This window comes from Amycolatopsis acidicola (genome assembly GCF_007713735.2).
GTDB classification, from domain to species: domain Bacteria; phylum Actinomycetota; class Actinomycetes; order Mycobacteriales; family Pseudonocardiaceae; genus Amycolatopsis_E; species Amycolatopsis_E acidicola.
On record NZ_VMNW02000007.1, the window covers coordinates 45,250 to 58,197 of the forward strand.

At 69.0% G+C, this 12,948-nt stretch carries 15 protein-coding genes; 4 read left to right on the forward strand and 11 right to left on the reverse strand.

The genetic code is table 11. From position 1 onward, the window contains the following. Window positions 1-35 precede the first annotated feature (35 nt). From FPZ12_RS07335 to FPZ12_RS07345, 3 genes are read right to left on the reverse strand one after another with little or no spacing between them, the layout of a single operon-like run. Entirely contained in the window at window positions 36-800 is a 765-nt protein-coding gene (locus FPZ12_RS07335; RefSeq protein ID WP_144747049.1) for an SDR family NAD(P)-dependent oxidoreductase, read from the reverse strand. Continuing rightward, on the reverse strand, window positions 800-1,594 hold the full coding sequence (locus tag FPZ12_RS07340; RefSeq protein ID WP_144747050.1) for an acetoacetate decarboxylase family protein: 795 nt from the start codon (window positions 1,592-1,594) through the stop codon (window positions 800-802). The genes FPZ12_RS07335 and FPZ12_RS07340 overlap by 1 nt, the downstream gene beginning before the upstream one ends. After that, window positions 1,591-2,904: an MFS transporter gene (locus FPZ12_RS07345; RefSeq protein ID WP_144747051.1), complete on the reverse strand. Its 1,314-nt coding sequence runs from the start codon at window positions 2,902-2,904 to the stop codon at window positions 1,591-1,593. Before FPZ12_RS07345 ends, FPZ12_RS07340 begins: the two co-directional genes overlap by 4 nt. Before the next feature lie 177 nt (window positions 2,905-3,081). Here FPZ12_RS07345 and FPZ12_RS07350 point away from each other — a divergent pair, with 177 nt between their 5' ends. The 3 genes from FPZ12_RS07350 (at window position 3,082) to FPZ12_RS07360 (ending at window position 5,971) form a co-directional block, all read left to right on the forward strand. Further along, window positions 3,082-3,882 (forward strand): IclR family transcriptional regulator, encoded by an 801-nt coding sequence (locus FPZ12_RS07350; protein WP_144747052.1) that lies wholly within the window; start codon window positions 3,082-3,084, stop codon window positions 3,880-3,882. A gap of 131 nt (window positions 3,883-4,013) precedes the next feature. Then, window positions 4,014-4,940 (forward strand): 3-hydroxyacyl-CoA dehydrogenase family protein, encoded by a 927-nt coding sequence (locus FPZ12_RS07355; protein ID WP_144747053.1) that lies wholly within the window; start codon window positions 4,014-4,016, stop codon window positions 4,938-4,940. After that, window positions 4,937-5,971, forward strand: a complete 1,035-nt coding sequence (locus tag FPZ12_RS07360) for an amidohydrolase family protein (protein WP_144747054.1) — start codon at window positions 4,937-4,939, stop codon at window positions 5,969-5,971. Before FPZ12_RS07355 ends, FPZ12_RS07360 begins: the two co-directional genes overlap by 4 nt. A 568-nt stretch (window positions 5,972-6,539) precedes the next feature. On the opposite strand, the gene FPZ12_RS07365 is transcribed toward FPZ12_RS07360, so the two are convergent. Further along, on the reverse strand, window positions 6,540-6,815 hold the full coding sequence (locus FPZ12_RS07365) for a helix-turn-helix domain-containing protein (RefSeq protein ID WP_144747055.1): 276 nt from the start codon (window positions 6,813-6,815) through the stop codon (window positions 6,540-6,542). Further along, window positions 6,785-7,315 carry an RNA-dependent RNA polymerase family protein gene (locus FPZ12_RS07370; protein ID WP_166462615.1) on the reverse strand — a complete coding sequence of 177 codons (531 nt, stop codon included), beginning with the start codon at window positions 7,313-7,315 and terminating at the stop codon, window positions 6,785-6,787. Before FPZ12_RS07370 ends, FPZ12_RS07365 begins: the two co-directional genes overlap by 31 nt. Before the next feature lie 138 nt (window positions 7,316-7,453). On the opposite strand from FPZ12_RS07370, the gene FPZ12_RS07375 reads away from it, so the two are divergent. Next, window positions 7,454-7,672 carry an acyl-CoA dehydrogenase family protein gene (locus FPZ12_RS07375; protein ID WP_243769720.1) on the forward strand — a complete coding sequence of 73 codons (219 nt, stop codon included), beginning with the start codon at window positions 7,454-7,456 and terminating at the stop codon, window positions 7,670-7,672. On the opposite strand, the gene FPZ12_RS07380 is transcribed toward FPZ12_RS07375, so the two are convergent. From FPZ12_RS07380 to FPZ12_RS07405, 6 genes are all read right to left on the reverse strand, one after another. Further along, on the reverse strand, window positions 7,673-8,509 hold the full coding sequence (locus FPZ12_RS07380) for a PaaI family thioesterase (RefSeq protein ID WP_166462623.1): 837 nt from the start codon (window positions 8,507-8,509) through the stop codon (window positions 7,673-7,675). Between the two features lie 85 nt (window positions 8,510-8,594). Then, window positions 8,595-9,245, reverse strand: a complete 651-nt coding sequence (locus FPZ12_RS07385) for a cysteine hydrolase family protein (protein ID WP_144747058.1) — start codon at window positions 9,243-9,245, stop codon at window positions 8,595-8,597. 5 nt (window positions 9,246-9,250) lie between these two features. After that, on the reverse strand, window positions 9,251-9,679 hold the full coding sequence (locus FPZ12_RS07390) for a nuclear transport factor 2 family protein (RefSeq protein WP_144747059.1): 429 nt from the start codon (window positions 9,677-9,679) through the stop codon (window positions 9,251-9,253). After that, on the reverse strand, window positions 9,676-11,169 hold the full coding sequence (locus FPZ12_RS07395; protein ID WP_144747060.1) for an aldehyde dehydrogenase: 1,494 nt from the start codon (window positions 11,167-11,169) through the stop codon (window positions 9,676-9,678). The genes FPZ12_RS07390 and FPZ12_RS07395 overlap by 4 nt, the downstream gene beginning before the upstream one ends. A 17-nt stretch (window positions 11,170-11,186) precedes the next feature. Then, a complete protein-coding gene (fgd, locus tag FPZ12_RS07400) occupies window positions 11,187-12,197 on the reverse strand; it encodes a glucose-6-phosphate dehydrogenase (coenzyme-F420) (RefSeq protein ID WP_144747061.1) in 1,011 nt (336 codons plus the stop codon). Continuing rightward, entirely contained in the window at window positions 12,194-12,943 is a 750-nt protein-coding gene (locus tag FPZ12_RS07405) for an SDR family NAD(P)-dependent oxidoreductase (protein WP_144747091.1), read from the reverse strand. Before FPZ12_RS07405 ends, fgd begins: the two co-directional genes overlap by 4 nt. Window positions 12,944-12,948 lie beyond the last annotated feature (5 nt).

Sequence of the window (12,948 nt, forward strand, 5' to 3'; positions counted from 1 at the left end):
GCTACTTTGCGAGGCGGGAGAGGCAAAACCGGCGATCACACACGGCTTCCGGCCCGGGGATCGGCCAGGGAGAACCCGCCGTCGACGGTCAGGGTCTGGCCGGTCATGGTCGTGGCGTGCAGGGCGAGGAATTCGATGACCCCGGCGATGTCGTCCGGCGCGGACACGCGGTTGAGCAACGCCGCCTGTGCCGTCGCTTCCTCACGGGCCGCGATGCCTTCCAGCGGCCAATCGCTCGTGACCAACCCGGGCGCCACCGCATTGACGCGCGCGTGGGGGCCGAGCGCTCGGGCGAGGTTCTTGGTCAGGTTCACCACCGCGGCTTTCGACGCCGCGTAGGCCATGCTGCTGCCCGGCGCGTCGAGGCCGGCCAGGGAGGCGGTGTTGACGACCCCGGCGCCGTCGGCCAGGTGGTCCTTCGCGGCACGGACGCACCAGAACGTGCCCAGGACGTTGGTGCGCCACACTTTTTCCCACACGTCGTCGGTGAGCAGGTCAAGGCGCGAGGACGGGATCACGTGCGTCACGCCGGGAGTTCCGGCGTTGCAGACGAGCGCGTCCAGCTTCCCGAAGCGGTCCACGACGGACTCGATCATCGCGAGCACCGAGGGCTCGTCCGAGATGTCGCCGGGCGCGCCAAACACGTCGTAGCCTTCGGCAGTGAGTGACGCGACGAAGTGCTTGCCACGTTCGTCGCCGGGCAGGAAGTTGACCGCGACCCGGCAGCCCGCGGCGATGAACCGCTCCACGCAAGCCTTCCCGATCCCCGACGCCGCACCCGTCACGAGGACTCGGGACATCACGCGGGACCTCCGTCCACAATGCACTGAGCCGATAGATCGCCGTCGCCGCGGGTGTGCAGGATCCGGGCGTCGACGAACTCCCGCACGTCGAGCGCGGCAAGGCGGTTGACGACGTGATGAAGCGTCGGCAACTGCGCGAAAGTGGCGCTATGGAAGGCGAATCGCCCGGAACCGGTCCACGCGCGTTCCACCACCGGCGGCTGGGCGCCGGCGGGGGTCATCGTCACGTAGTCCGCGTCGGCGCCGGCTCCGCCGGTCCGCGGGATGTACTTGCGCACGAGCACGCCTTCCGGCCGCGGGGTGTGCGGGTTTCGTTCACCGGGCGAGGTTTCGACGAGGTCGCGCACGGCGAGGTCGACGAAGGTGAAGCCGTCCCAGGACGCCGACCCGCGCGACGCTCCGCCGGTATGGGTGTGTCCGGGGATCTCGGCATACAGCTTGGGATATCCGAGCTCCTCGCGGCCCGTCATGATCGCATCGGGCAGGTTTTCCCACAGCACCGGGAGATAGTCGAAGGCGCGGCCCCCGACGAGCACCGGGACGCGCACCCGGACGATGTTGTATCCGCGTCCGGCCAGCCAGCGCAGATCGGAGAGGTAGTGGGCCTCGACCACGACCACCGGATCGGCGGGCAGGGCCATGTCCTCGGCGAGGAGCGGCTCCAGCCCGTCGACGCGTGCCGTGACTTCGAGCCGGATCCGGCGGTTCTCCCCCGACTGGCGGTCCGGGACGTGCCGGGGTCCGTTCGCCGGCCCGAACCCCAGCGGCATCCTCGTCATGTAGGGCGTCATGCCAGCGGCTCCTCTTGCAGGGCGGGCGCGGCCGGGGCCCGGGCCGGGTCGGGCCCGAGCGCCCAGGTGCTGATCGTGCCGAGCACCGAGAACACCGCGGAGTACGCGCAGACGATCCAGATCGTGCCGGTCCAGCCGACCAGCGCCGTGGCGATGAGCGGGGCGAGCGCACCACCGAGCAGCGACCCCGCCTGATAGGTGAGCGTCGAGGCCGTGAAGCGCACCTCGGCCGGGAACCGCTCGGCGATGTACGTCGCCAATGCGCCGTAGGAGGTCGCGTAGAGCACCCCGTGCACGAGGAAAGCCGGGATCAACGCGGCCATCGAACCGCTCTTGACCGCTCCGAAGAGGACGAACACCCACGGAATCAACGACGCGCTCCCGAGCAGGACGACCCGTTGCCTGCCGCGTTCGGCCCACCTGCCCGCAAGCGGGACCGCGATCGCCATCGCCGCGGAGCCGAGCAACAGAGCGGCGAGGATCTGCCCCCGGCTGAACGCCCCGCTGGTCTGGGCGTAGGACACCGAAAACGTGCTGACCCCGTAGAAGTAGACGCCTGTCCCCATGACGACACCGCTGACCAGCAGGATCTGTTTCGGGAACCGGCGCAGCGCGTCGACGAGCGGGAGCTTCGGGAGTTCCCCGGCTTTCTCGGCCCGCGCGAACTCGGGGCTCTCCTCGATCGAGGTGCGGACCCACAGGCCCAGCGCGATCAGCAGACCGCTGATCAGGAACGGGATACGCCAGCCCCACGACAGGAAAGCCCCGTCCCCCAACGAGGACACGGCCAGGAACCCGAGCGTCGAGAGGATCAGGCCGATCGGCAGTCCCATGTGCGGCAAACTGCCGTACAGGCCGCGGCGTCCCGGCGGAGCGTGCTCGACGGCGGTGAGCACCGCGCCGCCCCATTCCCCGCCGACTCCGGCGCCCTGCACCATGCGCAGCACCACCAGCAGGAGCGGGGCCCACAGGCCGATCGCGTGGAACGTGGGCAGCGCCCCGATCAGCATCGTCGCCAGGCCCATCATGGTCAGCGACACCATCAGCATCTTCTTGCGGCCGACGCGGTCGCCGAAATGCCCGAAGATCAGGCCGCCGACCGGGCGCGCCGCGAAACCGACGGCGAAGGTCGAAAAGGACAGCAGCAGCCCGGCCTGTTCGCTGTGGCTGGGGAAGAACAGCGGCGCGAACACGGTGGCGGAGGCCGCACCGTAGAGCATGTAGTCATACCACTCCACCGTCGTGCCGATGATGACCGACATTCTCAGCTTCGCCAGCTGACGGGGGCGCGGCGCCGGGCCCAGGGACATGCTGCTCTCCAATTCGACGGTTCGACACTCCGCGTCCGGTGTCGCAGGCTGTCACTCAACGTGGCCCGCCCGCAGGTCCGCAACACCCCGGGCGGCCCTCGTCCGGACTCGCTCGCAGGCCGGAACCATCGACCCCTGTGTGTTCACCTAGTGAACGACAGGGGTTACGTTGGTGTCATGCAAGACGACGGTGTCCGGGTCATCAGCCGCGCGGCGACCCTGCTGCGGCTCGTGGCCGCTCAAGGGCCGGGTGGGTGCACGACGAGTGAGATCGCGCGGCTCGCGCACATCGCGCGGCCCACCGTGCACCGGCTGCTCACCGCGTTGCACGAGGAGGGCTTCCTCGACCGCGAGCGGCAGTCCGGCCGGTGGAGCATCGGACCGGAGATGTTCCTGCTGGGGCGGGAATCCTCCGAGCACTACCGCGCCATCACCCGCGGCCAGGAACTCGTCACCAGCATCGCCCGGCGCTCGGGCGAATGCACGTTCCTCTCGGCTCGCCGCGCGGACGAAACGGTGTGCCTGCTGCGCGAGGAAGGCAGTTTCCCGTTGCGGTCACACGTGATGCACGATGGCGTCCGCCTGCCGCTGGCGGTCGCGTCCGCGGGGATGGCCATCCTGGCGCAACTGCCGGACCGCGAGGTGCGGGAGTACCTCGACAGCGTCGACCTCGTCCCGCAGTGGGGCGCCATGTACAGCAGGGACAAGGTCGAGACACGGATCGCCGAGACGCGCGCCCAGGGGTACGCGGTCATCCCGGGGCTGGTAGCGCCCGGCTGCTGGGCGATCGCCGCCGCGGTGTTCAACGCCCGGCGCGAGCCGATGTGGTCGCTGAGCATCACCGCGGTCGAGGCGCGGACCGGCGACGGGCGCCTCGAACGCCTGGGACAGTCCCTGCTCGACGAAGCGCACCACCTCTCGCAGACGCTGGCCGGCATGGCCTCGCGCGCGCCCGCGACGCCGATGCCACTGTCCTGATATTGCTCGCACAGTGAACATCCGTGGCCGGTCCGGTTGGCTGGCGAACAGCTCGCATCCGGGCCATGTCTTCACCGGCCGTCGCGACCTAGGTTGGTTTCGGCCCTACGACCCGACGCGAGGAGTGATGGATGTACGGCAAGGTGGCCGTGATCGGCGCCGGCACGATGGGGCGCGGACTCGCGCTCTCGCACACACTGGCCGGTTCCAGCGTGGCCCTGTACGACGTGTCGGGCGCGGTCCTGAGTGCTGCCCGCGTGCTCATCGCTTCCGCGGCGGAAACGCTGGTGACGGGCGGCCTCCTCGACGCCGCCGAATCCGAGCGCGTACAGGCTTCGATCACGATCGAGCCGGATCTCGCCACGGCCCTCGCCGGCGCGTCGCTGATCGTCGAGACCGTCGTCGAAGATCCGGACGTCAAACGCGCGGTGTTCGCCGACCTCGACCGGCTCGCTCCCGAAGACGCCGTCCTCACCAGCAATTCCTCGCGCCTTGACGTCTTCCCGCTGGTCCCCGCCAGTCGCACCGGCCACTTCCTGATCGCCCACTGGTACAACCCCTCGTACCTGACCGACCTGGTCGACGTGGTCCCGCACCCGGACTGCCCCGCCGAGCGCGCGGACCAGCTCGTCGCCTACCTCCGCCAGGCGGGCAAACGACCGGTACTGCTGCGCAAGTTCATGCCGGGCTACCTCGCCAACCGCATCCAGTCCGCCATCGCCCAAGAGGTCTTCTTCTTGCTGGACAACGGTTTCGCGACCCCACAGCAGATCGACGACTCCATCCGGTACGGCCTGGCCGAACGGCTGCTGGCGCACGGCTACCTCGAGAAATGTGACTACACCGGACTGGAGCTGATGCAGCGCACCCTGGCCAACGCCACCTACACCCCGCCGCCCCAAACCGTGAAGTCGCCGGCACTCGACGCGCTCGTGGCGGCCGGACACACGGGAGTCATGGCCGGAGCGGGTTTCTACGACTACGGCGACACCGAGCCGGCGGAGCTGCTCGCCGAACGCGACCAGCGCCTGATGCGGCTCCGGCAGGCCCGCTCGTGAGCGACGCGCTCTTCGACCACCCTTCCCAGCGGGACGACTGGCTCGACCTGACAACGGAAACAGCGTTGGACCCGGACCAGCCGATCGTCGACGCGCACCATCATCTCTGGGCACGCGAGAACTTCGGCTACCTCCTCGACGCCTTCACCGACGACGTCGTCGCCTCCGGTCACAACGTCGTGGCATCGGTGTACGCCGAGTGCACCAGCGGCTGGGAGGAATCCGGCCGGCCCGACAACCTGCGCGCGGTCGGCGAGGCCCGTTTCGTCGCGGCCGAACGGCAAAGCACCCGTCGCGGACCGCTCGCCGACCCGCTGGCCGGGTACGTCGCCTATCTCGACGCGCTCGACGAAAGTACTGTCCGGCAAGCGATCGAGGCCCATCGCGCCGTCCCCGGCGCCCGGCTCCTCGGCTTCCGGCAGTCGGCAACCTGGGACCCGGACCCGGCCGTGAAGGTCATCGCCCGCACACCACCGGCCGGACTCCTGGCCTCCGACGAGTTCGCCCGCGGATTCCGGCACATCGCCGAAGCGGGTCTCACCTTCGACGCCTGGGTCTTCCACACCCAGCTCGGAGACGTCGAACAACTGGCACAACGCTTCCCCGGCACGACGATCGTGCTCGACCACGCCGGCGGCCCGATCGGCCTCGGCGGCTATCGCGACGCCGAAGTGTTCCCTGCCTGGGCCACCGCCCTGCGCCGACTTGCCGCACGCCCGAACGTCCACCTGAAATTCGGCGGGCTCGCGATGCCGTTGCGCGGCGAACACTGGCACGAAGACGAACGGCCGCCGGGTTCGGACGTACTCGCCGAGCACTGGGCACCCTGGTTCACCGAAGCGATCGAGGCCTTCGGGACAGCCAGGACGATGTTCGAGAGCAACTTCCCGGTCGACCGGATCAGCGGGCACTACGGAACCCTCTGGAACGCCTTCAAACGACTGGCCGCCGCCCTGTCCGAAGACGAGAAGGACCAGATCTTCCGGACGACCGCGGTGCACACATATGGACTGCGGCTCACCTCTCGTTGATCGCGTGGACCGACCCGAGCTCAGTTCTCGTCGGCCGGACCTGGATCATCAAGGAAAGCGGGTCAGGCCGACGATCTCGTCGCGACTGTGGGAGCGTGCCTGCCGAGGCCGGTGTGCACAGTGGGCCGCACAGTCGAGCCCGTTCTCGTTTGTCCTATGTAGACCTTGGCACGGGGTCACGCTTCGTCCGTATCCAACCGCCAAGGCGCATCGCGCCGTACGCCGGCGGGAACGCAGGTATCACCAGCAGGTACTCCGGCTGATGATACTTCCACGCAAGACCCACAAACCCAGCACCATGGCAAGTCCGCTGGGCACACGGACCGGGCACCCGGGCTCGTCGTGCTATCTCCACGACTGACGCTGGCCGCAGCGCCGGCCGCGTCCAACGGAGCCCCAGTACGCCGAGGTCCGCTCCGTCGACAGCGACAAGGTCCACCCGGGTCGACGCCCAGCCGTCTGAACGCCGGATGGCGTGCCGTGACCGTTCAGGCCGGCCCTGCCCAGCGCATGCGGCGCCGCCGCCCGGGGCGGGACCTGTGGTCGAGGTCGCCGTGGGAGTTCATGTTCAATGGCCGGGCCGGGTGGCGCGGACCCCGTCGCGGGTCGCGGCGGGAAACCGGCCGAATCGGTCGCGGTAGGCGCGGGCGAAGCAGCCGGGGTTGGTGAATCCCCAGTACGCTGCGATCTCGGCGACGGAGCCCACGCCTTGTCCGAGATCCTCGTGAGCGCGATCGAGGCGCACCTGACGCAGGTATTGCAGAGGGCTGAGCCGGTGCCGATCTTGGAACGCGTACTGGAGGCTGCGTACGCTCACGCCCGACATCCGGGCGAGGTCGGACATGGTGCAGCCGCGGTCGGGTGCGCGTTCGATCTCGTCGATGACCCGATCCAGCGCGCTTCGGGGGCGTGCTTCCGTGCGTCGGTGACCAGGTTCTCGGTGCAGGAGTGCGGCTGGGACATCAGCAAGGCGGCGACGAGGCCGCGTTCCAGCAGCTCCAGGTAGTGCGCCGGCAGCCTGAAGTTGGCCAATCCGTGTCGCTTTCGCCTCGCGCGCTCCACTACGGTGGATCGAGGATCGCCGACGATGCTGGCAATGTATTCGTCCAGCACGGACAAGGCGATATTCGCCAGCAGCGGGGACAGGATACCCCCTTGCGGCGGGCCAGTGCGGGTATCTCTCATGATCAGGTCCCGAGACAGGATCCCGGCCTTGAGGAAATGTCTTGACCAGGTAGAAGCGCGCGGCAGGAAGCTGCGCTCCTCGACCATGGACCGCAACTCGTCGGGAAACACCCCGGCTCCGCGCCGGGCTTCGATGCAGTGGGCCGTCTCGCCATCCACACCAGCAGTGCGGGCACCCTTGTTACGCCGCACACGATCCCACGCAACAAGCGGAAACGCGGGATCGACAACGAGGGTGCACAGCTCGTCAAACCGGCGATGAGGCTCCTCTCTCGCCCAACGGTGCTGCGCGCAAGCTTGCCTCGACGAGGCCGCGGAGGCCGCCGGATAGCGAGCCAGGATGTCAAGGATTGCCTGCTGCTCCACGGAAACGACGGCTACGCCGGGGACCTGCCGTTCGAACAGCGGCTGCGCGACGTGATGGCGGTCGAGATCGCCGACGGCACCGCGCAGATCCAGAAGATCATCATCGCGCGCGAGCGGTACGGCCGGGAGTTCGTGCCCTACCGGCGTTGATCACGCCGCGCCGAACGTGGCCCTCGCCGTGAACAATGGTTTGCCCGCGGCGTCGACGACCGTCGTACCCGCGACGGCAAGCCTCCTGCCGCGGCGTTCGACGACAGAGCTGAGCGCGATGGGCGGCCCCGCTACCACCACCGGGCGGTGGTAGCGCACCGTCAGATCGAGCACGGTCAAGTCCGCGCCGCCTTCGGCCGTGATCAGGTTCCGCAGTACGGCGCCCGACAGGAACGCTTGCACGCCACCGTGCATGATGCCGTACTGGTTGGCCACCTCGGGCGTCAGCTCCAGCCGGATCTCGCGCGGATCCCCCGCTCCGGCGACCTGGCCGAGCAGGCCCGCGAGCACGGTCTCCGGGGAAGTGACCGGCGTGCCGGGGTTCTGCGGCTGCTCGGCGACGACGGCGAAGCGGCCGGTGCAGCGGGCGATCACCCGGCCGTCCGTTGTGCTCAGCCGGGCGCCGGCCAGCACCGTTCCGTTGTACGTCTCCAGAGTTTCCGCCCGCGCTTCGACGGTCTGTCCCGGGCCCGGGAACTCGCCCGCGGCATCGATGCGCAGGCTCGCCGTGCGGCAGCCGTAGCCCGGGTCGAGCGTGGTCCGGACCGAACGCCCGGCCGACAGGTCCAGCAGGGCGCCGACGTAGCCGAGCGGAGTGGCCGCCGCCGTGACCTCGGGCCCTGGCAGGTCGCACGACCCCGTGATCCGTCCCGGTGCGCCTCCGGTGACCCGGATGCCGAACAGGGACTCGGCCGGGCTGAGCGGGCCGCCGACGACGGCGTCGACGCGTTTCCACTCCCGCAGCGGCGAAATCGCCGAGGTCGAATCGGTGGTCAACCATCCTCCATCATGCGACATATCCATGTAGCAACTAGGTTCAACTGTAGAGTAAAGGGCGCGGCTGTGCAGTGTTCGGCCGGTCTCAGCCGGTCAGCTTGGCCAGCACCTGATCCGCGGTGAGCAGATGACAGCCCAGCCAGCCCGCGACCGACAGCGCCGCGCCGTGGATCTCCGCGCTGTTCGCCCCGCAAGCATCATCCACAATGGACACCGAGTACCCCAGATCCCAGGCCGCCAGTGCGGACAGCAGCACGCAGGCGTTGGTGATCACGCCGCAGAACACGACGTCGGTCACGCCGGCGTTGCGCAGCAGGATGTCCAGGTTGCCCGTGGCGAACGCCGAGGAGCCGACCTTGTCCACGACCGCCTCGCCCGCCCGCGGCGCCAGCGCGTCCAGCACCTCGAACTCGCGCGTTCCCCGCAACGAACCCGAGCGCTCGTGCAGGTCACGGATGTGCGGCTGCGAGTCACGGTAGTCACCGAACTGCGCGCCGACCCTGGTGAACACGACCCGCGCGCCCGCCGTGCGGAACTTCTCCAGCAGCCGCGCCGAGTTGGGCAGCACCTGTCCAGCCAGGCGTTTCCAGTAGTACTCCAGATCGACGCCGTCCTCGGCGAACACCTTGGCGAGCCCGCCCGCGGGGTCGGCGTCGAAGGTGGTCATATCGATCACGACCAAGGCTGTCCTGGCGGGGTCGAACGACGTCTCCGCCGGGGTGATGACGGTTTCCATCGCGCTCAACCTCCGTAGACCGCGTTCAGCTGGGCGGTGTCGAAGTACTCCTCGAACGACGCGATCTTCCCGGCACGGAAGCGGAAGATCTGGACATAACGCCCTTCGTAGCAAAGGTGCTTGCCGCCCCAGTACGGACCGGTGCGGACGTCGATGTCGCTGTGGGAGCGGGTGACGATCGTGTCCGGGTCGGCGCCGGGGATGATCTCGTCGATGTACCAGTCGAACTTGCCGTGCATCTCGTCATGGATGGGATCCCAGAAGGCTTTCACCGCCTCCCAGCCGGAGTGCACGGTCACCGTGCAGTTCTTCACGTCCGCCGTCGCGTACGGGGTGACGACCTGGGGCGCGTCGTCGACCCAGAGCCGGTAGAAACGCTCCTTGTCCTTGAGGTACAGGGAAAAGAACTCGGTGATCACGTCGGCGTTGCTCATGCTCGCGGCTCCAGGTGGGACGGGCGGTCTTCCAGGATCACGGTCTTGTTCTCCAGGTAAGGGCGGAGGCCGTCGACCCCGCCCTCCCGGCCGAGGCCGGACTGCTTGAACCCGCCGAAGCCGATCCGCATGTCACTGCGGAACACGTTGTGTCCCACCGTGCCCGACCGCAGGCGCCGCGCCACCGCGTAGGCGCGGTCGACGTCGTCGGTGAACACGGAGTTGTTGAGGCCGAAGATGGTGTCGTTGGCCAGTTCGATCGCGTGGTCCTCGTTCTCGGCCGGGATCACGCTCAGCACCGGGCCGAAGATCTCCTCGCGGGCCACGGTCGCCCCATTGTCCACATTGGCCAGTACCGTCGGCTCGTAGAACCAGCCGCGGTCGAGTTCCTTCGGGCGGCGTCCGCCCGCGGCCAGCCGTGCACCCTCGGAGACACCGAGGTCCACGTAGTGCTCGACTTTTTCCAGCTGACGCCGGGTCGCGATCGGGCCCATGCCGGTGGCCGCGTCGAACGGGTCGCCGAGCTGGACCTTGCCGAACACCCCGGCGAGCGCGTCCACGAGTTCGTCGTGCCGGTCACGGCTGACGATGATCCTGGTCAGCGACGAGCACACCTGGCCGGTGAGGAAGCAGGCGTAGCCGCCGATCGCCTCCGCGGCCGCGCCGAGATCGATGTCGTCGAGCACCACCGCGGCCGACTTCCCACCTAGCTCCAGGGTGAGGCGGGCGATCCGCTCGGCCGCGATCCCGGCGATCTTGCGCCCGGCGGCGAGCGAACCGGTGAAGCTGATCTTGTCCACACCGGGATGCCGGACGAGGCGTTCCGAAGGCCCGCGGTCGGCGGTCACCACGTTGAGGACGCCCCGTGGGAGGCCGATCTCCTCGGCGATCTCGGCCATCACGTAGCCCGCGCCGGGAGCCTCCGGTGAGCATTTCAGCACGACCGTGCATCCGGCCAGCAGCGCGGGCGCGATCTTGTAGGCCATGATGTTGATCGGCGCGTTCCACGGCACGATCGCGCCCACCACCCCGACCGGCTCCCGCACGATCAGCGCCAGCTCACCTCCACCGGGCGGGCTGTCGAAGCGCTCTTCGAAGGGGAAGGTTTCCGCCAGGTCGGCGTAGTAGCCGTAAACCGCGCCGATCGTGCCGGCGAAGGCGTGCGCGACCGCGTGTGTGCTGCCCATCTCGCTCGGCCAGATCCGGGCGACGTCGTCCACCCGCTCGTCGAGTTTCGCCGCGATGGCACGGAGATAACCCGCTCGCTCCCCAGGGGACAGTCGCGGCCAGGGGCCGTGATCGAAAGCCGTGCGCGCGGCGGCGACCGCCCGGTCGATGTCGGGTTCGGTGGCCTCCGCGACGCGGAGGAACACCTCTTCGGTGGCCGGGTTGATCACCTCGATCCGGCCACCGGACGCGGGATCGACCCAGGCGCCGTCGAGATAGAGGCTGTCCGGGCGCGCGATCGGCGCCGCGGTCGAGTCGGACATCGTTGTCTCCCTCAGATTCAGATCGTGACGGTACGGAGTTCGGGCAGGACGTCCTCGGCGAACTGGGTCAGGAACCGTTCCTGATCGTGGCCGGGGCCGTGGAAGACGAGGTGGCCGAACCCGGCGTCGAAGTACGGTTTGAGCTGAGCGAGCACTTCCGCGGGCGCGGAGGCGACGATCCAGCGCCGGGCCACCTGCTCGAGGGGCAGCGCCCCGGCGAGGCGCTCCATCTCCACCGCCGAGGACACGCTGTGTTTCTGTTCGGGTGTCAGGGAAAGCGGGGCCCAGAAGCGCGTGTTCGCGAGCGCACGATCCGGGTCCCGGTCGTAGGAGAGCTTGATCTCGATCGTCTTGTCGATCCCTGCCGGATCGCGGCCGGCCGCCGTCGCGCCCGCGGCGACGGCGGGCAGGAGCTTGTCGTTGTACAGCTCCATGCCCTTGCCCGAGGTGCAGATGAACCCGTCGCCGGCCTTGCCCGCGTATTCGGCCACCAGCGCCCCGCCCGCGGCCACGTACACCGGCACCGGCTGTTCGGGCCGGTCGTAGATCCTGGCGCGGGCCAGTTCGTAGTAATCGCCTTGGAACGAAACGGTTTCGCCGCTCCACAGCTCACGCATCAGGCTGATGGCCTCTCGCAGCCGCGCGAACCGTTCCCGGAACTCCGGCCATTCCCGGCCCGAGACCGCGATCTCGTTGAGCGCCTCACCCGTTCCCGCGCCGAGGATCACCCGGCCGTTCGACAGCAACGACATCGTGGCGAAACTCTGCGCGAGCACCGCCGGGTTGTAGCGGAACGTGGGCGTGAGCACGCTCGTGCCGATGAGCACCCGTTTCGTGCGCTCGGCCACGGCAGGCATCCACGCCAGCGCGGACGGCGCGTGCCCACCCTGATCACGCCAGGGCAGGAAGTGGTCCGACACCCACACGCTGTCCAGCCCGACCGCCTCGGCCAGCACCGCGTACTCCACGAGGTCGCGCGGCCCGAACTGCTCCACCGACGCCTTGTACCCGAGCTTGAGGCCGGTCACCGCACCATCCCCAGCCCGCCGTTGACGGCGATGATCTGGCCGTTGATGAACCGGGCGCCGTCCCCGGCGAGGAACACCATGACGGGCGCGAAATCCCGCTCCGGGTCGCCGAGCCAGCCACCGAGCGGCACCCGGGAATAGCGGTCACCACGGTCTTTCGTGCCGGCGTCGGTCATCGGGGTCGCGATAGCCGGCACGACGGAGTTCACGCGGATGCCCTGACGGCCCCATTCGTCGGCGACCGTACGGGTCCAGGCCATCACCGCCCCCTTCGTCGCGGAGTATCCGGCGAGCCCGGCGATCGGGTTGAGCCCCGCGTCGGAGCCGAAGTTGAGGATCGCGCCCGTGCCCGCCGCTTTCATGACCTCGAACGCCGCCTGGCCGGCATAGACGGTGCCGCGCACGTTGATGTCGAAAAGGAAGTCCAGGTCCTCCGGGGTCAGCTCCTCGGCGGGTTTCGCCCGCTGCACCCCGGCGATGTTGACCAGGACGTCGAGCCCGCCCATCGCCGACGCGGCATCGCGGACGGCTTCGGTGACCTCGGCGTGGTCGGAAACGTCCACAAAGGAGAACCGCGCCGATCCCGGCCCTTCGGCCGTTGCCTTCTCGGCGACCGACCGGCCCGCGCTTTCCTTGATGTCGAAGGAGAACACCTGCGCGCCTTCGCGGGCGAACGCGCGCACGGTGGCCTCGCCCATGCCCTGCGCGCCACCCGTGACGATGATCCGTTTCCCGTCGAGCTGCATCCCGG

Bases quoted from the DNA above. Each gene is read 5' to 3' on its own strand.
- FPZ12_RS07350 (WP_144747052.1), top strand. From the start codon at position 3,082: ATGCAAGACGACGGTGTCCGGGTCATCAGCCGCGCGGCGACCCTGCTG.
- FPZ12_RS07365 (WP_144747055.1), bottom strand. From the start codon at position 6,815: ATGTCCGACCTCGCCCGGATGTCGGGCGTGAGCGTACGCAGCCTCCAG.
- FPZ12_RS07405 (WP_144747091.1), bottom strand. From the start codon at position 12,943: ATGCAGCTCGACGGGAAACGGATCATCGTCACGGGTGGCGCGCAGGGC.
- FPZ12_RS07385 (WP_144747058.1), bottom strand. From the start codon at position 9,245: ATGGAAACCGTCATCACCCCGGCGGAGACGTCGTTCGACCCCGCCAGG.
- FPZ12_RS07340 (WP_144747050.1), bottom strand. From the start codon at position 1,594: ATGACGCCCTACATGACGAGGATGCCGCTGGGGTTCGGGCCGGCGAAC.
- FPZ12_RS07390 (WP_144747059.1), bottom strand. From the start codon at position 9,679: ATGAGCAACGCCGACGTGATCACCGAGTTCTTTTCCCTGTACCTCAAG.
- FPZ12_RS07395 (WP_144747060.1), bottom strand. From the start codon at position 11,169: ATGTCCGACTCGACCGCGGCGCCGATCGCGCGCCCGGACAGCCTCTAT.
- FPZ12_RS07335 (WP_144747049.1), bottom strand. From the start codon at position 800: ATGTCCCGAGTCCTCGTGACGGGTGCGGCGTCGGGGATCGGGAAGGCT.
- FPZ12_RS07345 (WP_144747051.1), bottom strand. From the start codon at position 2,904: ATGTCCCTGGGCCCGGCGCCGCGCCCCCGTCAGCTGGCGAAGCTGAGA.
- FPZ12_RS07355 (WP_144747053.1), top strand. From the start codon at position 4,014: ATGTACGGCAAGGTGGCCGTGATCGGCGCCGGCACGATGGGGCGCGGA.